The organism is Pedobacter nyackensis, assembly GCF_900176505.1.
GTDB classification, from domain to species: Bacteria; Bacteroidota; Bacteroidia; order Sphingobacteriales; family Sphingobacteriaceae; genus Pedobacter; species Pedobacter nyackensis.
The window spans coordinates 89,419-110,755 of record NZ_FWYB01000006.1 but is presented as its reverse complement, the minus strand read 5'-3'; the positions used below and the strand labels follow the sequence as shown (position 1 = coordinate 110,755).

Annotated in this window: 20 protein-coding genes; 10 read left to right on the top strand and 10 right to left on the bottom strand. The window is 38.2% G+C overall.

Annotated features, from left to right (window positions below; translation table 11 throughout):
- Positions 1-217: 217 nt before the first annotated feature.
- From B9A18_RS12675 to B9A18_RS12665, 3 genes are all read right to left on the bottom strand, one after another.
- The gene (locus B9A18_RS12675) at positions 218-1,579 is read right to left on the bottom strand and encodes an MATE family efflux transporter (protein ID WP_084289689.1); all 1,362 of its coding nucleotides are present in this window, start codon (positions 1,577-1,579) and stop codon (positions 218-220) included.
- Between the two features lie 129 nt (positions 1,580-1,708).
- On the bottom strand, positions 1,709-2,332 hold the full coding sequence (locus tag B9A18_RS12670; RefSeq protein WP_084289688.1) for an AlbA family DNA-binding domain-containing protein: 624 nt from the start codon (positions 2,330-2,332) through the stop codon (positions 1,709-1,711).
- Between the two features lie 19 nt (positions 2,333-2,351).
- Positions 2,352-2,837 carry a DUF4442 domain-containing protein gene (locus tag B9A18_RS12665; protein WP_084289687.1) on the bottom strand — a complete coding sequence of 162 codons (486 nt, stop codon included), beginning with the start codon at positions 2,835-2,837 and terminating at the stop codon, positions 2,352-2,354.
- Between the two features lie 78 nt (positions 2,838-2,915).
- On the opposite strand from B9A18_RS12665, the gene B9A18_RS12660 reads away from it, so the two are divergent.
- The 7 genes from B9A18_RS12660 to B9A18_RS12630 all read left to right on the top strand — a co-directional run bounded on the left by B9A18_RS12660 (position 2,916) and on the right by B9A18_RS12630 (position 12,038).
- A complete protein-coding gene (locus tag B9A18_RS12660) occupies positions 2,916-3,221 on the top strand; it encodes a phosphoribosylpyrophosphate synthetase (protein ID WP_084289686.1) in 306 nt (101 codons plus the stop codon).
- Between the two features lie 63 nt (positions 3,222-3,284).
- The gene (locus B9A18_RS12655; protein ID WP_084289863.1) at positions 3,285-3,485 is read left to right on the top strand and encodes a coproporphyrinogen III oxidase; all 201 of its coding nucleotides are present in this window, start codon (positions 3,285-3,287) and stop codon (positions 3,483-3,485) included.
- 158 nt (positions 3,486-3,643) lie between these two features.
- Complete coding sequence (gene hemF, locus B9A18_RS12650; protein WP_084289862.1) at positions 3,644-4,540, top strand: oxygen-dependent coproporphyrinogen oxidase; 897 nt, start codon at positions 3,644-3,646, stop codon at positions 4,538-4,540.
- 129 nt (positions 4,541-4,669) lie between these two features.
- Complete coding sequence (gene gyrA / locus B9A18_RS12645; protein WP_084289685.1) at positions 4,670-7,273, top strand: DNA gyrase subunit A; 2,604 nt, start codon at positions 4,670-4,672, stop codon at positions 7,271-7,273.
- A gap of 77 nt (positions 7,274-7,350) precedes the next feature.
- On the top strand, positions 7,351-8,427 hold the full coding sequence (locus tag B9A18_RS12640) for a tetratricopeptide repeat protein (RefSeq protein ID WP_084289684.1): 1,077 nt from the start codon (positions 7,351-7,353) through the stop codon (positions 8,425-8,427).
- A gap of 84 nt (positions 8,428-8,511) precedes the next feature.
- Positions 8,512-9,660 (top strand): tetratricopeptide repeat protein, encoded by a 1,149-nt coding sequence (locus tag B9A18_RS12635; protein ID WP_084289683.1) that lies wholly within the window; start codon positions 8,512-8,514, stop codon positions 9,658-9,660.
- Positions 9,661-9,878: 218 nt separating this feature from the next.
- The gene (locus B9A18_RS12630) at positions 9,879-12,038 is read left to right on the top strand and encodes an FUSC family protein (RefSeq protein ID WP_084289682.1); all 2,160 of its coding nucleotides are present in this window, start codon (positions 9,879-9,881) and stop codon (positions 12,036-12,038) included.
- A 2-nt stretch (positions 12,039-12,040) separates the two neighbouring features.
- On the opposite strand, the gene bioB is transcribed toward B9A18_RS12630, so the two are convergent.
- From bioB to B9A18_RS12610, 4 genes are read right to left on the bottom strand one after another with little or no spacing between them, the layout of a single operon-like run.
- Entirely contained in the window at positions 12,041-13,048 is a 1,008-nt protein-coding gene (gene bioB / locus B9A18_RS12625; RefSeq protein ID WP_084289681.1) for a biotin synthase BioB, read from the bottom strand.
- A gap of 12 nt (positions 13,049-13,060) precedes the next feature.
- Positions 13,061-14,410, bottom strand: coding sequence for a magnesium transporter (gene mgtE / locus B9A18_RS12620; RefSeq protein ID WP_084289680.1), 1,350 nt, complete (start codon positions 14,408-14,410; stop codon positions 13,061-13,063).
- 28 nt (positions 14,411-14,438) lie between these two features.
- Positions 14,439-15,557, bottom strand: a complete 1,119-nt coding sequence (gene corA / locus B9A18_RS12615; RefSeq protein WP_084289679.1) for a magnesium/cobalt transporter CorA — start codon at positions 15,555-15,557, stop codon at positions 14,439-14,441.
- 3 nt (positions 15,558-15,560) lie between these two features.
- Positions 15,561-16,172, bottom strand: a complete 612-nt coding sequence (locus B9A18_RS12610) for a WbqC family protein (protein ID WP_084289678.1) — start codon at positions 16,170-16,172, stop codon at positions 15,561-15,563.
- A gap of 38 nt (positions 16,173-16,210) precedes the next feature.
- Here B9A18_RS12610 and B9A18_RS12605 point away from each other — a divergent pair, with 38 nt between their 5' ends.
- Both B9A18_RS12605 and B9A18_RS12600 read left to right on the top strand, forming a co-directional pair.
- Positions 16,211-17,092 (top strand): lysophospholipid acyltransferase family protein, encoded by an 882-nt coding sequence (locus B9A18_RS12605; RefSeq protein WP_084289677.1) that lies wholly within the window; start codon positions 16,211-16,213, stop codon positions 17,090-17,092.
- Positions 17,092-18,105, top strand: coding sequence for a glycosyltransferase family 2 protein (locus B9A18_RS12600; protein ID WP_084289676.1), 1,014 nt, complete (start codon positions 17,092-17,094; stop codon positions 18,103-18,105). Before B9A18_RS12605 ends, B9A18_RS12600 begins: the two co-directional genes overlap by 1 nt.
- Positions 18,106-18,108: 3 nt before the next feature.
- Here B9A18_RS12600 and B9A18_RS12595 read toward each other — a convergent pair whose 3' ends face one another.
- Together B9A18_RS12595 and aroQ are read right to left on the bottom strand one after the other, a co-directional pair.
- Positions 18,109-19,074 (bottom strand): M20/M25/M40 family metallo-hydrolase, encoded by a 966-nt coding sequence (locus tag B9A18_RS12595; protein ID WP_084289675.1) that lies wholly within the window; start codon positions 19,072-19,074, stop codon positions 18,109-18,111.
- A gap of 5 nt (positions 19,075-19,079) precedes the next feature.
- Complete coding sequence (aroQ, locus tag B9A18_RS12590) at positions 19,080-19,499, bottom strand: type II 3-dehydroquinate dehydratase (protein ID WP_200816362.1); 420 nt, start codon at positions 19,497-19,499, stop codon at positions 19,080-19,082.
- Between the two features lie 45 nt (positions 19,500-19,544).
- Between aroQ and xerD the strand changes: the two genes are divergently transcribed.
- Complete coding sequence (gene xerD / locus B9A18_RS12585; RefSeq protein ID WP_084289861.1) at positions 19,545-20,444, top strand: site-specific tyrosine recombinase XerD; 900 nt, start codon at positions 19,545-19,547, stop codon at positions 20,442-20,444.
- Here xerD and prmC read toward each other — a convergent pair.
- On the bottom strand, positions 20,441-21,304 hold the full coding sequence (gene prmC / locus B9A18_RS12580; RefSeq protein WP_084289673.1) for a peptide chain release factor N(5)-glutamine methyltransferase: 864 nt from the start codon (positions 21,302-21,304) through the stop codon (positions 20,441-20,443). The two genes, xerD and prmC, sit on opposite strands and share 4 nt — an antisense overlap.
- Between the last annotated feature and the right edge of the window lie 33 nt (positions 21,305-21,337).

Below are 21,337 nucleotides of genomic sequence, written 5' to 3'. Positions count from 1 at the left end.
AAATGCAGTGTAAAATTCGCTAAGTAGTTTTAGTTTCATATATAATATCTATCAAATTGGTAGACAATATTAATTCAACTTTTTCAATAATCAAAATAATTCTACTAATTTAATAGATTTAATTTTAAAATGCCCGTTTGCGGGCAGGAAAGGGCCATTGGCTAATTAGCCTGGAATTGCAAATAATTATGAAGAGGAAGGAGAGAGCGGTTAACCCTTAAGGATTAACCGTTAAAAGTCTGGTCTTTTTTTGGAACCTCAGAAACAAGAGGGTAGAAGCCGTAAGTAATCCAAATGTTAAACCATACCAGATACCATTTACACCAAAACCAAGCACAATGCCCAGCAAATATCCCAAAGGTATACCGATAATCCAATAAGCTATAAAGGTGATAAGGGTAGGGATATTTACATCGCCAATTCCTCTTAAAACACCTAGACCAACTACCTGCGTACCATCAAATAGCTGGAAGAACCCCGCAATAATGAGCAACTGCGCTGCAATATTGATTACGGCAACATCTTCGGTATAGATATAAGGCAGAAAATTATTAGCCAGAATAAACAGACCGGCAGTTACAGTCATAAACAACAGAATAACATGATAACTGGCAATCGCAGACTTCCTAAGGTCAGAAAAATTACCTTTCCCAAAGTTGTTTCCTGTCTTTATAGTAGCTGCAGAAGCAATACCGCTAGCCATCATATAGGTAACCGAGGCCAGGTTTATGGCTACCTGATGCGCTGCCTGCTCTACAGCACCAATCGTACCGATTAATATAGCAGCTCCACTGAATGCACTGATCTCAAATGAATACTGTAGCGCCACAGGAGCACCAATTTTTACAATCTTAAAGCTACGTACCTTATCTATTAAACCCAGACGGAAGCTTTTAGTGTAAAGCTTGAAGTGTTTAGACTTTAATACATAGTACGACATCACTATAGCCATTAATGTACGGTCGATCAAAGTACTCAACCCTACACCTTTAACACCCATAGGCGCAATACCAAACATACCTTTTACAAATATGATCCCGAGAATGATGTTAAGTAAATTCCCCCAGATGGAAACGAACATCGCTTGTTTTGTAAAGCCCAATCCTTCTGCAAACTGTTTGAAAGTCTGAAAGATCATCAAGGGGATAATTGATATACCCAGGTAGCCAAGATAAGGCTTAGCGTAAGCAACAACCTCTGGCGACTGTCCGATATGGTCTATCACCAATAAAGTTCCCAGATGTACAAAAGCGTACAGGAGGATAGACATGAAAAAGTTTATAATAAGGCTATTGGACAGTAATTTACCACACTCATCATAATTTTTACGTCCGTTTTCCTGCGCGATTAAAGGAGTTAGTCCGTAGGAGATACCCATACCCAAAACAAGAATGAGCATAAACAGACTGTTTACCAACGAAACGGCCGCAAGTTGAATGGTACCTGCAAAATGACCAACAATTACACTGTCCGCCAGATGCACCAATGTATGTCCCAATTGTGACACCACAATTGGCATGGCCAGACGTAAATTATCAGAGTAATAGGGCTTATATTTTGTATACAGATTCATCAACATTCGGGCAAAAGTCGGCTTTTTTGTCCTGAATTATCGCTTTAGGTTTGCAAATAATCTATCAATCCCAGTTTAAAACGTTTAAAATAATATTACGGATTATGAAATGAATTTGGGATGACACGAGCCTTCTTAAATTGAAGTGAAATATTCTTCCTTTTCGGAAGAATGTGGCCTGATGACGCCACTTAGAATTAAGCTTACAAGGATCTTTTGAGCTTGCCTGTATGAGCTTCTGGTGAGTTTGCTAAACTCTTTTAAAGTAATCCTTCCTTTTTCACCAAGGTATTCAAACAGTTTCTTTTCCTGTTCAGTATAAGTGATCATCTGTCCGTCTTTTTCACTGCTTTTTTTGATTACATCAACAATGATTTTGCTGGCCAGCAAGCTCTTATCTTTAACCCGGTAATACACCCACCATTTTTTTTGCTCATCGAGGGCATAGTGAGGTTTTGTATCACTGCAGGCTATTTTTACAACAAGCACAAGCTTATCATCCACGTACACTTCTTCAAATTCAGGTTCAATTGCTGGTTTACAGAACTGATGAGCTGATTTTGTAATCATATACCGCTCTTCATCTTCAGATTTAACCCCTTTAATACTTCCATCATCAGCAACGCCAATTAATAGTTGTCCACCTTTATTATTGGCAAATGCGACAAGACTCTTGGCTATTTTCTCATTGCTGGTAATTGTTTTTTTAAAATCCAGCGTTGTACCTTCTCCTTGTAAAATCAGCTTCCTAATATTCATGTCTCGACTTCTTAAACCGTTAATAGGCAATAATTGGTTCTTCTCCCTGGTGTAGATTCCTTATATAAACTTCATTCATCACTGTTGCGCAGAGTTCACCTTCGGCATTTTTAATTTCCATAGGATAGGCTTTTACAAACTTTCCTGTGGAGTTTAACGCTGTTATCGCTTCGTTTAACATATCATCAGTTACATAGATCGTAAAATACAAATGTCCACGTCCTGGTTTTAGGTATTGAATGGAAGCACTTTTTAGCCATACCCGCACTTTAAAGCCCGCCCTTTGAAGTAGTTGATCGAACAACAAAGCGTAAAATGGATCGGTAGCGGCATAAATTGTACCGCCAAAAATGGAACCATTATAGTTTTTATTGAATATGCTTTTTGCAATTTTAACATCAACCCCTCTAAATCCTTTATGGAATTTTTTAACCCAGATGCGCTGAAATAATAAAGGAGGATATAAACACAAGCCCCATTTAAGGGTATTTTCTGATACAACCATGATGCTTAAATATCAGAAAGATTATTGAACAATAAAACTAATCTAGGAGGATAAAGTATTTTTTTTTAAATTAGAGTTATGTATATATATGACACCCTTACAGCTGCAGTTGAAGATCTCGAAAAACGAGGTTATGAATATGATTTCAGTTTAACAGCTGAATATATTGAGTGCAAAGCCATCGATATACAGCTGATGCCTGAAGAGTTTGAAATTGATGAGTTTTATCGTTTTGAGGGAATGACGGATCCGGATGATAGTTCCGTGATTTATGCGATCTCTTCTAGTGTAGGGAATTTAAAAGGCGTAATTATAGATGCTTATGGTGCCTATGCAGAAAATATTTCTCCTGAGTTATTAGATAAGCTAAAAATGCATCATTGATGTAAATTAATAAAACTTTTACTCCTCTGGTTTGTTAAGTGGATGGATATAAAAAAGAACCACATGAAAAAAACACTTTTAACTCTTGCCGTAGCTGGCACTTTAACCATGGCAATCTCTGCCTGTAATTCAACAAAGAGTGTATCGGGGACTACCGATACAATGGCTGTTGACACAAATATGTCTAAGCCTATTGATACCATGAAAAAAGATACAATGAAAACAATGCCACCTGACACCACAAAAAAGCCTCCTGTACAGTAAATAGCTGAGGTAAGGCAAAACAAAAAAATACTTTAAAAAGAGGTAGATCAGCAATGACAACTACCTCTTTTTTTGTTTGTCAAAACAATGTACTATCTGTAAATTTTAGGGAAAACGCCTTGTATTTAAGGTTAACTTTGAGCTTAGTTTTAATTGAAATGGTGTTTAAAGATCAAGTAGTAGCAGCCTATCAAAAAATTCAGGATGAGATTTGTGGCAGTTTAGAACTGGCTGATGGAAAGGCTAAATTTGAAGAAGAGATATGGAGCCGCGAAGGTGGTGGTGGCGGCAGAACCCGCATCATGCAGCATGGTAATGTGATTGAAAAAGGAGGGGTTAATTTCTCCGCGGTACACGGGAAATTACCCGATGCCGTTAAGAAAGCATTTAAAGTAGAAAGTGATGAGTTTTTTGCAACCGGCGTGTCCATAGTTATGCATCCTTCTAATCCATTTGTGCCAATAATTCACATGAATATCAGGTATTTCGAAATGGACGAACAGACCAGGTGGTTTGGTGGTGGTATTGATTTAACGCCGCACTATATCATCGATACTGACGCAAGGTTTTTTCATCATCTTTTGAAGCAAACCTGCGATAAATTTGATCCTTCATTCTACCCGAAATTCAAGGCACACGCTGATGACTATTTCTTCATCAAACACCGCGAAGAAACCAGGGGTATAGGTGGTATTTTTTACGACAGACTAAAACCGGAAAATACGGGACTTTCCTTTGATCAGATCCTTGAATTTTCTAAAGCGGTAGGAAATACATTTATTCCTGCTTATACAGAACTGATCGATAGAAACAGGGATAAGGAATTCGATGAAAAACAACAGGAGTGGCAATATTTGCGCAGAAGCAGGTATGCTGAGTTTAATCTGGTATATGATGCAGGAACTAAATTCGGATTGGAGACCAACGGAAGGATAGAATCTATCCTGATGAGTTTGCCTCCATTGGCAAAATGGACCTACAACCATCAACCACTTTCTGGTAGTCAGGAGTCTGACACTTTAAGTAAGCTTAAAAAGGGAATAGTATGGGCTTAACGGCCAAATAAACCCAAGATTTATAGGTTAAAATTTTTCCACAATGCGCCTTTATGGCGCATTTTTTATTAGATTCGCAAGGTTATAAGAATACCACATTTAAATCGTTCTTAAGGAACATTAATATTTATGGCTGAAGATTTAGAAAATCAAGAAAACGACAAAATAATTAGAATCGATATTGACGAGCAAATGAGATCCGCTTACATCGATTATTCGATGTCGGTTATCGTATCAAGGGCTCTGCCTGATGTGCGGGATGGATTAAAACCGGTACACCGTCGTGTGTTGTACGGGATGCTTGATCTGGGATTAGCAAACAATAAACCATATAAAAAATCTGCACGTATTGTTGGTGAGGTGCTGGGTAAGTATCACCCACATGGTGATTCATCGGTATACAATACGATGGTAAGGATGGCCCAGGACTGGAGCCTACGTTATCTGATGGTTGAAGGACAAGGAAACTACGGTTCAATTGATGGTGACTCTCCGGCAGCAATGCGTTATACGGAAGCGCGCTTTCAGAAGATTGCCGAGGATATGCTTGCGGACATCAATAAGGATACGGTTGACTTCCAGCTGAACTTTGATGATTCATTGCAGGAACCTACAGTACTTCCTTCGAAAGTTCCGAATTTATTGATCAATGGTTCATCAGGTATCGCGGTAGGTATGGCAACAAATATGCCTCCACATAACATTACCGAGACTATTAATGCAACTATAGCCTATATAGATAATAATGAAATAACTATAGCAGAGCTGATGAAGCACATTAAAGCACCTGATTTTCCTACAGGAGCTATAATTTATGGCTACACAGGTGTGCAGGAAGCTTTTGAAACAGGTAGAGGCCGTATTGTAATGCGTGCAAAAGCTGAAATTGAAGCTACAAAAGATCGCGAAACCATTATCGTAACTGAAATACCTTATCAGGTAAATAAAGCCATGATGATTGAGCGCACCGCCGAATTGGTAGGTGAGAAAAAAATCGAAGGTATCTCTAACATCAAGGATGAGTCGAACAAAGATGGTATCCGTATCGTTTACGAAATCAAACGTGATGCAAATGCCTCTATTGTACTAAATAACTTATTTAAACAAACGGCTCTACAAACCTCATTTAGTGTAAACAACATTGCGCTTGTTAAAGGCAGACCGCAATTGTTGAACCTGAAAGATCTGATCCACTATTTCGTGGAGCACAGACATGAGGTAGTGGTTCGTAGAACTAAATTTGAACTTTCTGAAGCGAACAAACGTGCTCATATTTTAGAGGGCTTATTAATCGCACTAGATCATTTAGATGAAGTCATCAAATTGATCCGTAGTTCGGAAACACCGGAAGAAGCCAGAATGGGCTTAATGGAGAAATTCGGCTTGTCTGATATTCAGGCAAGAGCGATCCTTGATATGACCCTTCGTAGGTTAACAGGTCTGGAGCGCGATAAGATCAAAGAAGAGTACAACGAATTGATGAAATTGATTGAGTACTTACAATCTATCCTGGATGATGAAGGCAAACGTATGCAGATCATCAAGGATGAGTTGATCGAAATGAAGGAAAAATATGGTGATGAGCGTAGAACTTCTATCGTTCACTCAGCAGAAGATATGAGTATGGAAGACTTTATTGAGGATGAAGAGGTAGTAATTACCATTTCTCATGAAGGATACATTAAACGTACTCCAGCTACTGAATACCGTACTCAAGGTAGAGGTGGGAAAGGATCAAAAGGAAGTGATTCAAGAAATGAAGACTTTATTGAACACTTATTAATTGCTTCTAACCACAACTATATGTTGTTCTTTACAGAAACCGGTCGTTGTTTCTGGTTAAGAGTTTACGAAATCCCTGAAGGATCAAGGTTGAGTAAAGGAAGAGCAATCCAGAACATCATCAACATTCCTAAAGAAGAGAAAATTAAAGCCTTTATCAAGGTTAAAAATCTGAAAGATCAGGAATACCTTGAAAACAATTACATCATCATGTGTACCAAAAAAGGAACGATTAAGAAAACTTCTCTGGAAGCTTATTCGAGACCTAGGGTAAATGGTATCAATGCAATTAATATCAATGAAGGTGATCAATTATTAGAAGCAAGTTTAACTACCGGCTCAAGTGAGATTGTAATGGCTTTACGTTCAGGAAGAGCGATTCGTTTCAATGAAGAGAAGGTTAGACCAATGGGTAGAACTGCTACTGGTGTACGCGGTGTAACCCTTGCACATGATAAAGATGAAGTAGTTGGCATGATTGCTGTGGATGATCCGGGAGCAACTGTATTGGTAGTTTCAGAAAAAGGTTATGGTAAACGTACTGACATCGAAGATTACCGCGTTACTAATAGAGGTGGTAAAGGTGTTAAAACCATTAATGTTACCGAAAAAACCGGAAACCTTGTTGCCATTAAAAATGTTACTGATGCAGATGATTTAATGATTATCAATAAATCAGGTATCGTAATTAGGATTGTAGTGAGCGGATTAAGAGTTATGGGTCGTGCAACTCAGGGAGTACGCCTGATCAACCTTAAAGGTAATGATGAAATTGCTTCTGTTGCCAGAATTGAACATGAAGACGAGGAAACTGAAGATGCAGAAAGCCATATAGTTGTTGATGGGGAAGCAGCAGGTGAAGTAGAAGACGAGCCTATTGATGACGCAGTTGAAGACAATGAAGCCGAAGAAGGCGAGGCTGATGAAGATTCTTCTGAAAAAGAGAATTAATCGATTTCAACATAAATAAAATGAAGCTATCCTAATACGGTAGCTTCATTTACCATTAAAAAACAAAAATTAAAACGATGAAAAAAGTACTTTTAGGTGTATTGTTTGTAGGTGTCGCCACAGTTGCAAACGCTCAAAAAAGTGAAGTCAATGAGGCTAAAAAAGCTTGGAATCTTTTAGGTATTACCGCAGGTAAGACCTTAGATGCTCATTTAAAAGCACTTAACACAGGTTTAGCGCATACCGATAAGGCAATTGCTGATGAAAAGTCGAAGATTATGCCAGAGGCCTGGTCTTACAGAGCTTTATTCGCTTCAAGAATTGCAATGGTTGATTCTGTAGATTTGAATAACGCTAAAGCTAAACAGAAAATAGCTGAAGAAGCTATTGCTAAAGCTGTAGAATTAGACAAAAAGGGCGCTGAGAAAGAAAATATCGAGCAGTCAAAAGTAAGTGTAGAAAATGCTTTAAGAAACAGAGCAATCTACGCGTACAAAAAGAAAGACTTCGCGCTGGCTCTTGATGCTTTCAACGAAATCACAACTAAAAATCCTACAGATACAGGAATGTATGTTAATGCTGGTGTAACCGCTAAAGAAATACAAAACTATCCTGAGGTTGTTAGAAATTTCAAAAAAGCAATTGATTTAAACTACCCGGATTCTAAAGTATTATATTCTGAGATTATAAACATTACTTTCGATAAATTGAAAGATAGTGTTGGTGGTATGACTCTTCTTCAGGAAGCAGGCGCTAAATACCCAGATGATTCTTATTTCATTGGTATGGAAACCGATCTATATATCAAAAAAGGTGATATCGCGAAATCTCAGGAGATGCTGAAAAAGCTAATTGCTAAAGATCCTAAAAATGCAATTTATCAGTACCTGTTAGGAGATACTTATTACAAGCAAGCTTTAGCTATACAAACCCAAAGAAATGCTTTGGATGTAAAGAAAACTAAAGAATTTAATGAGATGGGTGTAAAGATGACAAAATTCATCGATCAGTCTCTTCCTTACTATAAAGCGGCTTTAGAGTTAGATCCTAAAAACGTTAATGCGTTAGAGAATCTTAAGATCATTTATTTGTTTAAAGATGATAAGGTTAACTATGAAATCGTAAACAAAAAATTGACTGCACTAAAGCAATAATCAATTAAGAATAAGTAATTAAAAGGAGGGGTAATTTTTATCCCTCTTTTTTTTTTATAAGTTTGTATCAAGAACATGTTTTGTATGAGTAAGATATCCTTTTTTTCTAGTGTATTGCTGGTTTCAATAAGCTGTAATGTTGCCTTTGCCCAAAAGAGTCAGCTTCAAATTGCGCGTAACAGCGTTGGTAAGCTACAAGTGGCAATCAACGGCAAACAGGATGCAAAAAAACAGCTGAGTATACTAGGAGAGGGGGTGAAAGCTGTTGAAGCTGCTCAAAATGATAAGAAAACCAAGAAGTGGCCGGAAACATGGGCTATAAAAGCATATTTAAGTGCGTATGTCTCCATTATTGAGACAGATGAAGGAAATGCAGATAGATATTACAATCTCGCAATACAAGCGTTGGATTCAGCTAAAAGATTAGATAAATTTCAGGCTAATAGCAACTTAATCTCTGCAGCGACCTACAATGTAAACATCAGAAAGCAAAACAAAGGGGGAGTAGCCTATGCAAAAGGCGACTTCGCAGCTGCATATGAACTACTTAAGGATGTAAGTGATTTTTTACCAAAAGACACTGCATTAGCCATCAATACCGCATTGTCGGCACAAAGTATCCAGGCCTACGATAATGCCTTGTTGTACTTTAAACGGGCTAAAGACAATGGTATTAAAAATCCGGTTGTTTTTCAAAGCATGGCCGAAATGTACAGTTCTAAATTTGAACACGAACTAGCCATAAAAACACTTGAAGATGGCATCAAAGTCAATCCTTATAATGTTTTTCTGACCAATGATTACATTAATCTGCTTTTGGATAATGAAAAATACACGGAAGCATTACATGTCATCGAATCAACACTTAAAGTAGAGACTGGTAATAAATTATTATTCTTCCTGTATGGCTATCTTCAACAGCATAAAGCTAACAACAGTACAGCAGAACTCGCTTACAACAGAGCTTTAGCGTTGGATGAAAATTATTTTGATGCATTATACCAACTTGGCCTCGTTTATATAAACTCTGCAAATGAATCCTTGAAAAATGGTAAGAAAGAAAATTCCGGTAAATTTTCTTCATATATCAACAGAGCAGAAATTGCATTGCTTCAGGCACATGAAGTGAATCAAAATGATAAAGCAACAGTACAATTGCTGATGGATATCTATACACGTAAAGGTAGATTGGATAAAATCCAGGAATTAAAAGGTAAACTCGAAGAATTTTAGAATACACTAAATAAAGCTCAATAGGGCCTTATACAAAATCGTACTTAACATAATATTAATTATACATAATTATGGCAGGTTGATTATTAGGAAGATATATTGGGATTGTTTATGAGGAAAGACTTTTTGTCTTTAAAATTAAATATAACACAAAAAATGTTGATCTTACTAAGAATAATGGTCAAATAATTGATATGTATTAATTATAAATTCGAAGTATGTTAAATCGTCCCATCAGAAGTGTTCATGATTTTTTGTTAAGTACATATTTTGCTGATGGATTACGTATAACGCTTGGTGTGCTTTGTCCATCTTTGATTCTTGCTCAATTTGGCTTGATTCAATATGGAATGACACTTTCCCTGGGCGCTTTATGTGCAAGTGTTGTAGATACGCCAGGTCCGATTGTGCACCGCAGAAATGCGATGCTTATTACCACTGCATTGATTACACTAATTTTCATTATCGTTGGCTTAACCAATAGCAACATTTATTTTACCGGTGTACTTATTGTACTTTTCAGTTTCGGTTTTTCTATGTTCTTTGTGTATGGATTAAGAGCGGCTTCAATTGGCACTGCATCCTTGCTGATCATGGTTTTAAGTATTGATGACATCAGGCCATGGCAGGAAGTCTTGTTTTCTTCTGCGCTTATTTTTACCGGAAGTATCTGGTATACCCTATTAAGCTATTTTTTCTACCGCATCCGCCCCTTTCGTATTGCCCAGCAAATTTTAAGTGATTCAATTCATGAGGTTAGTCTGTTTTTGAGAGCTAAGGCCCGATTTTATCATCAAAATATCGATTATGATGATAATTACGCTGAATTATTGCAACTCCAGGTGCTTGTACATGAAAAACAGGATGCTGTAAGGGAAGTATTATTTAAAACACGGGAAATTGTAAGGGAATCTACTCCTGAAGGAAGGTTTCTCCTGTTGGTTTTCGTAGATATGGTCGACCTGTTTGAGCAAGTGATGTCTACCTATTACAACTACAAACAGTTGCATGAGCAGTTTGATTCTTCAGGGATTTTAACGCATTACGAATCTGTTATTATTAAAATAGCTGATGAGCTGGATGATATTGCCTTTGCCTTAAAAACCGGAGGAATCCCAAGTCTGCCAACTTCACTCATTGACGATGTCGCTACCCTAAGAAATGAGATTACCCAGCTGGAGCGTGAGAATACTGATGGTAAATACAACACTTTAGGTATTATCGCTTTAAAGAATATAGAGGTTAACATTGAAAACATCCTATCCCGTGTTAAAACAATCAACAGTTACTTCAATAAAAAAGAAAAGAAAAATCTGAAACCCAGGAAAATTGAGGTGGAAAAATTTGTGACCAGACAAAGCATAGATCCTGGGTTGTTATTTGAAAATATCACTTTTAGCTCTTCTACATTCAGGCATTCACTGCGCGTTGCGATTGTGATGCTGATTGGTTTTATGGTCGCAAAAACCTTAAATTTCTCGCATAGTTACTGGATATTACTTACCATATTGGTGATCTCAAAACCAGGCTTTAGCTTAACCAAGAAAAGAAATTACGAACGGATCATAGGTACGGTAATCGGTGCATTTATTGGGATGGGCATACTTGTTTATATCCAGGACAAGAATACCCTTTTTATTATCCTTCTTTTCTGTATGATTGGAGCCTATAGTTTCCAGCGTAAAAACTACGTAGTGAGTGTACTTTTCATGACGCCTTACATACTTGTCCTGTTTGATTTCCTCGGCATGGGTAGTTTATCTATTGCCCGGGAAAGGATTTATGATACTTTGATCGGATCAGGTATTGCGTTGATGGCCAGTTATTCGCTGTTTCCAAATTGGGAGCACGAGAAACTTAAAGAAGCCATGTTAGATACCCTCAAAGCGAATATGAAGTATTTTGAAGAGGTTGTATTGCTGTATACAAATGGTGTTCATGATCTGACCAATTACAAGGTGGCGCGTAAAGAAGTGTATGTTACCACAGCCAACCTGGCTTCGCTTTTTCAGCGGATGTTTTCTGAGCCTAAAAGTAAACAGCTAATGATGACTGAACTTCATCAGTTCACAGCACTAAATCACCATTTATCCTCTTATATCGCCACACTTTCCTTGTATAAAAAGGAACACGATTTTGTTATAGCTGATTTTGATGTGCTTAAACCAGTAGTACAGAATAGCATCTATCTGTTAAACATGGCGATTGAGAATCTGGAGTATAACAAGGAAATTACCAGCAATGTTCCTTTGATCAGAAGAAACATAAATCAATCTACTGAAATTCCAAACGATGAGATTATGGTTTTCGAGCAGATTGATCTAATACAAAAGGTATCTTACGATATCTTTAAATTATCTGAAAAGATTAAAATTTAGGCTTATAAAGCTGCTGTTTCAGTTTTGTTAACTGTATTAGCTGGTCTGCCGTTCTTGAATGCATCTCTGGTTTTTAATCCCAGCAATTCAAACATAGCCATATCGTCTACAAAAGCAGGATTTGGTGTAGTTAATAACTTGTCACCTGCGAAAATGGAACTTGCTCCAGCCATAAAACAGAATGCCTGTTCCAGGGTGCTCATTTCATTTCTTCCTGCCGATAAGCGTACAACTGAGTTCGGCATTACAATGCGTGCTGTAGCAATCATCCTAACCATATCCCAGATTGGAACACGTGGCTGATCTTCTAATGGCGTACCTTTTACAGGAACAAGTGCATTTACAGGAACTGATTCAGGATGAACCTCCATATTGGCTAAGGTTTGCAGCATAGATACCCTGTCTTCAGTTGTTTCACCCAAACCGATAATTCCTCCACTGCAAACAGTTAGTTTTGCTTTACGTACATTTTTGATGGTATTTAAACGATCATCGTAAGTTCTGGTAGAAATGATACGTTTATAGTCATCTTCTGAGGTATCAATGTTGTGGTTGTATGCGTATAAACCCGCATCAGCAAGTTTTTGAGCCTGACTTTCGGAAAGCATGCCCAACGTGCAGCAAACTTCCATATCCATTTCATTTACAGCTTTAACCATCTCTATCACACGGTCGAAATCTCTGTTATCACGAACCTCTCTCCATGCAGCACCCATACACAGACGGGATGCTCCACCCTCTTTTGCTTTAACTGCGGCAGTAACAACCTGACTCACCTGCATAAGTGGTTGAACTTCTAAATCTGTATGGTAACGTGCGGCCTGTGGACAGTAAGAACAATCCTCAGCACAACCCCCGGTTTTTATAGATATTAATGAACTAACCTGAACTTCATTGTAGTCTTTATTTTCACGATGTATAGTTGCAGCCTCATAAACTAAGTCAAGAAACGGCTTGTGATAAATAGCCGAGATTTCTTCTTTAGTCCAGTTGTGTTTTGTTTGTTGCATATATTTGGTTTATTAAAGTAAAAGATGGCTTGCCAGTCCCAGCAAGAGTAAAAATCCGAAAACGTCTGTAAATGTTGTAATAATTATTGAAGATGCAATAGCCGGGTCGATGCCAATTCTTTTTAGTGCCAAAGGAATGCCAGCGCCGGTTATACCCGCAATTAATAAGTTCCCGGTCATCGCTAAAAAAATAACCAGACCAAGCATTGGATTGGAATCAAAGTATAGTGCAACTATAAATACGATAGCACCGGTACAGGCTCCATTGATCAACCCTACTGTAAATTCTTTTAAAACAGTTCGGTAAGCCTGGCTGTCGGTTAGATCATATAAGGAAATCCTTCTTACGGTTACGGCCAGGGCCTGTGTAGCTGCATTCCCTCCCATACCGGCAATAATTGTCATATAGGCGGGTAAAATAGTAATCAGCTTTATGGTGTCGTCATAATGTCTGACTACCGAAGAAGCTAAAAATGCAGTGCCCAGATTAAGGATAAGCCATGGTAAACGTGATTTTACAGCCTCTAACCAGTTACCGCTAAGTTCCTCATCTTCCGATACCCCGGATATTTTCAAGATATCTTCCGTATTTTCATCTTCCAGTACATCGATAACGTCATCAAAGGTAACCCGACCTAAAAGTTTCATTTCCTTATCCAGTACCGGGATACTGGTAATGTTATACTGTGAAATCAATCTGGCTACTTCCTCCTGATCTGTATCTGGGTATACCCATGCGACTTCAGCCTTAACGAGCTCCGTGATTTTCACGTTCCCTTTGGCCTTAATGATGTCCTTTAAAGATACAATTCCATGAAAAACATTGTCGTCATCAACCACAAAGATGGTGTAGAATTCCTCAATTTCTTCACTTTGTCTGATGATCTCCTCAATCGCATCCTTTTTAGTCAGGTTCAAATTGACGCGGATAAACTCCGTATTCATCAAACCACCCGCAGTTTCTTCGTGGTAGCTTAATAAGTTCCTGATGCTGGAAGCGTCATCTTCGCTCAGATCTGCAAGAATTTCCTTCTGCTCATGCTCTTCCAGTTGAGAAATGATGTCTGTCGCGTCATCATAATCCAGCTCTTCCACGATTTCAGTACGTTTATCGGGATGCAGTTGCAGTAAAAGTTCTTCCGGATGGGATTCCTCATGCATTTCAGAGATGACCTCCGAGGCAATTTCTACATCAAGGAGATTGATGATCCGTTGCTTATCTTCCTTGCTTAAGCTCTCGAAAAGAATAGCGATTTCAGAGGCGTGATATTCCCCCAGAATAACTTTGAGTTGTTCATCATCACCGCTTAGCGCTGCTTTAATCTTAGAGATATCTGTTTTGTCTAGATCGAAAGATTGCATGAGGCGGTAAAGGTAATAATAATCGTTTCTATTTAAACCATCCTTTTCGCCAGAAATATAAGATTTGTAACACGGCGATGGCCCCCATTACGATCATGGTATATAAATACCCATGTTCCTGATAAAGCTCAGGCATATTCTGGGGCAATACTTTACCCGTCACCGGATCAGTATAGGAAAAATTCATGCCATAAATTCCGGCAATAAAAGTTAGGGGAATAAATATGGAAGAAATGATGGTCAGCACCTTCATGATCTGGTTCATTCTGTTGCTGATGATGGATAAGTACATATCAATATTACTGGCCGAAATCTCTTTTAAAGACTCTACCATATCAATAATCTGTATGCAATGATCATAAGAATCACGGATATACATCTTGGTTTGATCCGGAATCAAAAGACTATCGCTTCTAAGTATATCGTTCAGCTTGTCTCTCTCTGGCCAAACCACCCTCCTAACGTTAATAAGATTCCGTTTAACCAGTTGGGTGTCAAACATCACACTTTTATCCGGCTTTTCAAACAAACGATCTTCAATCAGATCAAGCTCATCGCCCCAGGCGCCAAGGATTACAAAATAAGTATCAATAATAGTATCCATTAAAGCATACATCAAGTAGCTGCTACCTCCAATTCTGATGTTACCTTTGCCGCCTTTCAGGCGGGTTCTTACCGGATCAAGACAATCCTCATATTCCTCCTGGAAGGTAAATAAAGCATTGTCTGTCAGTATAAAAGATACCTGATCATTATCCAGGTTCTTCTGCTCATCAAAACGAAGCATCCGGCTAACACAAAAGTCATACTTTCCATATTCTTCAAACTTCGGACGCTGATAAGTGCTGGTTATATCTTCCAGCACCAGTTTGTTGATGTTAAAATCAGTACTCAAGGTTTCAAACAGCTCAGGCGATTTAAAACCTTTAATCTCAATCCAGTAATTGAATTCCTTATTGCAAATAATCCGCGCTAAGTCATTGATGTGTTCCAGTTCCTTAACCGCATAATGGTGATCATTATAGCTATGGAAATTAATAATGGGCTTTAGCGCATTTTCATCGATGGATACAACACCCGGACTAGTGCCTACCGATTGAAAAGAATAATGTTTGCGCTTATGCTTGCGTTTAGACGGTTTTCCCATACATCAGAGATATGATTTGGTTTGCGGACCTTGGTTAAACAACAGGTCGACAATACTTAAGTTTGGTTTAAAACCCTCTCTGTCATCAAAAACCTGGAAATAAGGTTTGTAATCACTTTCATTTATAGGATTTTTAAAGTGCAGTTTGCTTCTGAAATCCAGAGCGGGATCAATTTCCTTTATATACTCAGTCGTAAAGCCAATGGTAGCTTCTTTTTTAAGTTGTTTGATGAGCCATTCTAAAAGCAGTAAATTGTAATCAAACAAATAATCGAACTTTTTATGGTAGAAATGAGCAAACTCATCTTCATAAAATTCGAAGTATGCAGAATTCCTGTAACAGCTTTCAAAGCTCTTCCAATGCAGTCTTTGCCAGTTAAAATCATTACTAATTTTAACATCTTTAATCTTGGTATGGACCTTTGAGCCCCTGATTACAGGAATTATTAAATCTAATTGTCCGTTGGGCGAGTATATGCTGGTCCGGTTTCTATAGGTTTGTTTAGGGAAATGTTCTTCCTTTTCTAATAAAAAATTGTAATCAAAGTCTTTCAAACCAGAGAAGTAACCAACAGGCGGAAGATAAAAAAGAGGGAATATAGCTGAACTTTGCATCTGATATTTTATGTTTGCATTCTCAATTCGCCAAATTAATGATAAAAAAAAGCTTTTCTTACATAGGAATATTTTTTTTGAACTTTTTATCTCTGCTGCCCCTATCGTTGCTCTATATGTTGGCTACTTTGGGTTATTATATTATATATTACATTTTTCCCTACCGCAAGCATATTGTCCGCGAAAACCTATCTAATTCTTTCCCGGAAAAGTCAGAGGAAGAAATTATTCGCATCGAAAAGCAGTACTTTAAATACTTTGCCAATCTTGTTATTGAGGTGGTTAAAATGGCGTCCATATCAAGGTCTGAGCTTAAAAAAAGAGTAAAATTCAATAACCTTGAATTGGTAGAGGCATATTTTAGCAAAGGGGAAAGTGTATTGGCCTGTACAGGTCATTATGGCAATTGGGAGTTGTGTATGCTTGCATTGGGTGCAGAACTATCTAAGCCGGAATACGTTATTTATAAGCCATTAAACAACAAGGTTTTTGACGACTGGTTTTATAAGATTCGTACCCGATTTGGTAACCAATTTATTCCGATGCGCCAAACCCTGAGATCGATCGCTGCCACAAGGAACGAACCAACCATGTTCTGTTTTGCGGGCGATCAAACCCCTGTGGGGAGCGAAGCGCACTATTGGATAGATTTTATGCATCAGCCAACGGCTGTGCTAATGGGGATGGAAAAAATCGCATTGCAAACCAATAGACCTATATTCTATTTCAAAGCTAAGGTAATTAAGAAAGGTTATTACGAGGTGGATTGCATTCCATTATGCCTTGAACCTAAGGCGACCGATGGTCACCAGATAACAGATATGCAATTTGCTTTGTTACAGGATATTCTTAACGAAGAACCCGCTTATTGGCTTTGGAGCCATAGGCGATGGAAACATAAACCACATAACGCAGAATAATGACAATACCAAGTGTAGCAGTAGTGATTTTAAATTGGAACGGGAAAGCTTTACTTGAGCAATTTTTACCCAGTGTACTAAAGTCGGAATACGCTAATTTACAAATTGTTGTAGGTGATAATGCCTCTACAGACGACTCCATTGCTTTTATAAAAGCTAATTATCCTGAAATAAGACTGATTCAAAACGATCATAATTATGGTTTTGCCGGCGGATATAACCAGCTGTTGAGCCAAATTGAAGCTGATTACTATGTATTGCTTAATTCCGATGTTGAAGTGCCTGAAAACTGGATTCAGCCGGTTATTGCTGCCATGGAAGCTGATCATGCTATTGCTGTAGCACAACCCAAAATCAAGTGGCAAAAAAACAAGCATATGTTCGAATATGCCGGTGCTGCCGGAGGCTATCTGGATTTACACGGTTTTCCGTTCTGCAGAGGACGGGTGTTTGATACTGTAGAAGCTGATATGGGGCAGTACAACGACCAGATAGAGATATTTTGGGCTAGTGGTGCTGCCCTGTTTATTAAAAGCAAATGCTGGAAAGAAGTTGGTGGCTTAGACACTGATTTTTTTGCACACATGGAAGAGATTGATCTTTGCTGGCGTTTAAAAAATCGCGGTTATAAGGTGATCTATTGTCCTGATGCCGAAATCTATCATGTTGGCGGTGGCAGTCTCGATGCAAATAATCCATATAAAAGCTATTTGAATTTCAGGAACAACCTGATTCTAATGCAGAAAAACCTGCCTTTAAATGATGCTTATTTTCGAATCTTCATTCGTATGTCGCTGGATTTTATAGCCTGGATACACTTTTTACTGCAAGGTAAAACGCAGTTTGCCTGGTCAATTAATAAAGCCCATTATCATTTTCTTATGAGCCTTTCTAAAAATGGCGCAAAAAGAAATGGAAATCAAATTGATTTTCTAAAGCATAAAGGTCAATACCCATCTAGCATAGTATGGGCTTATTTCGTTAAAAAGATCAAGTATTTTACTCAGCTTTAAGCGTTATTTCTTTTCCGGAATAAACGATATTGCCCCTTCCCGATTGGCTACGCTAACAATTGCTTTGTAAATATAATCACAAACCAGTTTCTCGCCAGGTACATTGATATGTGCGAAATCATCTTCAGGCGTGTGATACTGAGGGTGGCCGCCGGTATGGAAGCCTAATACTGAAATGTTCTTTTTAAAGAACGACACATGGTCAGAACCACCTACGTCATAAGCAATTACAAGCGGGTTTATGCCAATCTGCGGACCTAAGCCTTTCATAAGTTCCATTCCCCCGTCAAAAGTGGCTGCACCACCCATGTAAAGGTGCTTCTCGCTGTTCATTCGGCCCACCATATCCATGTTCATCATCAGTTTAATGGAGGACAAAGGAACAACAGGGTTTTCTACAAAGTATCTTGAACCCAGTAAACCTTGTTCTTCTGCTCCAAAAGCAATGAACAGTATACTACGTTTCAGGTCTTTACTATTGGCCTGTAGTTTTTCTGCAATTTCTAATAAGGCGGCTGTACCACTTGCATTATCATCAGCGCCAAGATGAATGCCAACAGTGTCGGGCTTTTTTGAGGATGGGCCGCCCATACCTAGATGGTCGTAATGCGCACCCAACACGATGTACTCATGCTTTAAAACCGGATCATTACCTTCAATAAAACCAATAACATTTTGAGTTTTAACAACCGGGGTATCTGTTACTCCTTTTTTAACTCTTATTTTAGCTGAGAATTCTTGTGTATAACTTATACCAAAAGGTTTTATGCCAGCCTTTCTAAAGTTTTTAATCAGATAACCAACTGTCTTTTTGTTCTCCCTGGTTCCAGGAAAACGACCAGCCATCTTTTTAGAGGCCAGAAAAGAAATATGGGCAGCAATCTCTTTTTCCGTAATGTCTGATTGTGCAGAAGCACCATAAGCTATTACTGAACATAGCGCTGTAAGGAAATATTTTTTTATACACATAGGAATTAGCCTTTAAGGAGACTTTCAATAGCTAGACGGTAGCCATCCATACCAAAGCCGGTTAACACACCTTTACAGTTCTTCCCAGTTAGGGATACGTGACGATATTCTTCACGAGCATAGATGTTCGATATATGAACCTCAACGACAGGAGTTTTAATGGCTGCAATTGCATCAGCAATTGCTACTGATGTATGCGTATAACCACCGGCATTAATTACAATACCATCATAGTCAAAACCAACTTCATGTAATCTATTAATCAGCTCCCCCTCCACATTACTTTGAAAATAATCAATTTCTATAATGCTGTACATGTCGCGTAGTGTTTCTAGGTATGCTTCAAAACCCTGACTTCCATAAATACCGGGTTCACGTACGCCTAAAAGGTTTAAATTTGGGCCATTAATAATTTGTATCTTCATCATTTCAAACTTAGCCTTAAAAACTTAGAGTATAAAATTTTTTTTGTGATTCATAACCCCTACCTGCAGTCCTTTCGAAATTACCTGAAACTAGAACGTTCACTATCAAATAACTCCATTGATGCCTATCTGAGTGATTTGAATAAGCTCTTTCAGTATTTCGAATCTACCGGAGAAGTCCGATTAGTTAAAGATGTTACAAGTGATCACTTAAAGTTATTTATAAGCTGGATCAATGAGTTGGGGATGTTGCCCAGTACGCAGGCAAGAGTGGTTTCAGGCTTAAAATCATTCTTTAGTTTTCTTATGCTGGAGGAGATCATCAGCGACGACCCTTCTGCCCTGCTTGAAACACCCCGCTTAGTCCGACACTTGCCGGATACACTTGAAACGCACGAAATCAATGCTATGATCGAAGTTATTGACGCTTCAAAGCCTGATGGGATGCGCAATAAAGCCATCCTAGAAACATTATACGGATGTGGATTAAGGGTGTCTGAGCTCATTAACCTTAAAATATCAGATGTGTTTGAAGATAATGAGTTCATTAGGGTTACCGGAAAAGGAAATAAAGAAAGGCTGGTGCCCATCGGAAACATTGCATTAAAATACATCAATATCTACCTGCAGGAAACGAGGGTCCATCTTTCTATTAAAAAAGGTTTTGAAGATTATATTTTTCTGAACCGTACAGGAACCCGCTTATCGCGCATATCCGTTTTCAGTATCATTAAAACCCTTGCGATAAAATCTGGTTTACGAAAGAGTATTAGTCCACATACCTTCCGCCATTCCTTTGCTACCCATCTAATCGAAGGTGGAGCTGATTTAAGGGCCGTACAGGAAATGTTAGGGCATTCCAGTATTACAACAACCGAGATCTATACACACCTTGACAGGGATTATTTAAAAGGTGTGATCACTGAGTTTCATTCCAGGAGTTAAACCTGGGCCAACTGGCATTTTATCATTCGATCTTTTCCCTGCATATCTTTTCTTAATTCAATATGAATAAATGATTTAGCTTCAAGCATCTCTACTGTTTCCTTAGCAAGGTATTCATTGATTTCAAAGAATAATAAGCCCATATCACTTAAAGATACCCAGGCAAAATCAGCAATGGCCTCATAAAACTCAAGTGGTTTTTCGTTGGTAACAAACAAAGCTAAATGTGGTTCGTGAACCAATACATTTTCATGCATTTGCTCCTTTTCAACAGGGGTGATATAAGGAGGATTGCTGATGATCACATCAAATTTCTGTTTGGTATTAAACTGCCGTATATCCGCTTTAATGAAATTAATATCTGCCTGATTTAAAGCTGCATTAGCTGAAGCTATTTCTATTGCATCTTCAGATACATCCAGCGCAAAAACTTCAGCACCGGGTAGATTCTTTTTTAAGGAAACAGCGATACAGCCACTCCCCGTGCCGATATCAATGATGCGTACATTCGAGCCGGTAAGATCAGCCAGTTCGCTACATTCAATAGCCCAGTCTACCAGTTCTTCTGTTTCTGGTCTGGGTATCAATACGGCAGGACTAACCTTAAATGGTAAACCATAAAAAACAGTCTCACCAAGTATATATTGAATAGGTTTACCGCTTTTTAGTTCAGCTGCGATATCTTTTAGTTTAACTAAGTCACTACCATTAACTACTTCATCCTTTTTAAGCAAATAATCGGCTCTACTATAGTTAAGTACGGTGTTAATGGCGACTAAAAATATAGCATGAGCCTCTTCAGCATCATAAATATTGTCTAAAGTAGTATTAAAATGCTCCGCTAAATCTTTCAACTTCATCTGGTAAAAATAGCGAAAATATACCTTACTTTT

Coding starts and splice junctions, on each gene's coding strand:
- B9A18_RS12675 (WP_084289689.1), bottom strand. CDS start 1,579: ATGTTGATGAATCTGTATACAAAATATAAGCCCTATTACTCTGATAAT.
- B9A18_RS12670 (WP_084289688.1), bottom strand. CDS start 2,332: ATGAATATTAGGAAGCTGATTTTACAAGGAGAAGGTACAACGCTGGAT.
- B9A18_RS12665 (WP_084289687.1), bottom strand. CDS start 2,837: ATGGTTGTATCAGAAAATACCCTTAAATGGGGCTTGTGTTTATATCCT.
- B9A18_RS12660 (WP_084289686.1), top strand. CDS start 2,916: ATGTATATATATGACACCCTTACAGCTGCAGTTGAAGATCTCGAAAAA.
- B9A18_RS12655 (WP_084289863.1), top strand. CDS start 3,285: ATGAAAAAAACACTTTTAACTCTTGCCGTAGCTGGCACTTTAACCATG.
- hemF (WP_084289862.1), top strand. CDS start 3,644: ATGGTGTTTAAAGATCAAGTAGTAGCAGCCTATCAAAAAATTCAGGAT.
- gyrA (WP_084289685.1), top strand. CDS start 4,670: ATGGCTGAAGATTTAGAAAATCAAGAAAACGACAAAATAATTAGAATC.
- B9A18_RS12640 (WP_084289684.1), top strand. CDS start 7,351: ATGAAAAAAGTACTTTTAGGTGTATTGTTTGTAGGTGTCGCCACAGTT.
- B9A18_RS12635 (WP_084289683.1), top strand. CDS start 8,512: ATGAGTAAGATATCCTTTTTTTCTAGTGTATTGCTGGTTTCAATAAGC.
- B9A18_RS12630 (WP_084289682.1), top strand. CDS start 9,879: ATGTTAAATCGTCCCATCAGAAGTGTTCATGATTTTTTGTTAAGTACA.
- bioB (WP_084289681.1), bottom strand. CDS start 13,048: ATGCAACAAACAAAACACAACTGGACTAAAGAAGAAATCTCGGCTATT.
- mgtE (WP_084289680.1), bottom strand. CDS start 14,410: ATGCAATCTTTCGATCTAGACAAAACAGATATCTCTAAGATTAAAGCA.
- corA (WP_084289679.1), bottom strand. CDS start 15,557: ATGGGAAAACCGTCTAAACGCAAGCATAAGCGCAAACATTATTCTTTT.
- B9A18_RS12610 (WP_084289678.1), bottom strand. CDS start 16,172: ATGCAAAGTTCAGCTATATTCCCTCTTTTTTATCTTCCGCCTGTTGGT.
- B9A18_RS12605 (WP_084289677.1), top strand. CDS start 16,211: ATGATAAAAAAAAGCTTTTCTTACATAGGAATATTTTTTTTGAACTTT.
- B9A18_RS12600 (WP_084289676.1), top strand. CDS start 17,092: ATGACAATACCAAGTGTAGCAGTAGTGATTTTAAATTGGAACGGGAAA.
- B9A18_RS12595 (WP_084289675.1), bottom strand. CDS start 19,074: ATGTGTATAAAAAAATATTTCCTTACAGCGCTATGTTCAGTAATAGCT.
- aroQ (WP_200816362.1), bottom strand. CDS start 19,499: ATGAAGATACAAATTATTAATGGCCCAAATTTAAACCTTTTAGGCGTA.
- prmC (WP_084289673.1), bottom strand. CDS start 21,304: ATGAAGTTGAAAGATTTAGCGGAGCATTTTAATACTACTTTAGACAAT.